Origin of the sequence: Halobellus sp. Atlit-38R, assembly GCF_003665925.1 — an archaeon.
GTDB classification, from domain to species: Archaea; Halobacteriota; Halobacteria; order Halobacteriales; family Haloferacaceae; genus Haloquadratum; species Haloquadratum inordinatus.
This window is the reverse complement of the sequence record NZ_QXIJ01000380.1, coordinates 1-442: the sequence shown is the minus strand read 5'-3', so window position 1 is coordinate 442 and position 442 is coordinate 1. Positions and strand designations below refer to the sequence as shown.

At 58.6% G+C, this 442-nt stretch carries 1 protein-coding gene; it reads right to left on the bottom strand.

Translation table 11 applies throughout. The features are described from left to right. On the bottom strand, positions 1-221 hold a 221-nt coding region (locus tag D3D02_RS19950), incomplete at its 3' end, for a helix-turn-helix domain-containing protein (RefSeq protein WP_233560740.1). Positions 222-442: the final 221 nt, after the last annotated feature.

Here is a 442-nt window from a genome sequence, read left to right as displayed (position 1 = left end):
TACTCGTGTGTGTGCGTTCCGTTTGCGCGTAACTGCAGGGTCTCTTCGAGAAGGTTCGCGTCCGAAAGCTGTTCGAGTTTCCGGTAGGTCGTCGAAAGCGGTACATCACACGTGCTCGAAAGCTCCTGTGCAGTCATCGGGTTGGCTGCGCCCTGAAGCGTCGTGAGTATCTGTCTGCACGCACGGTCCGAGAGTGCTTCGAGAACCTGCTCTGCCTGCATCTAGGCGGGGTTGGTCGGGTTGCGTCTAAGGCCGGTCTGCATGCTCATCTGGTGTTTGGTCCGCGTAGCCCGTCGAAGTCCACCCCGAATATGCGGGGCACTTTATACACCTCACAAACACGTCGCCGAAAATCCGCCCGGTCAACGCGGCTGAACAGGGCCCGCAATATAAAGGCCCGGTGTATCGTGGGTGTTTATATCAGGGCCTGGGGCCGCTGTGT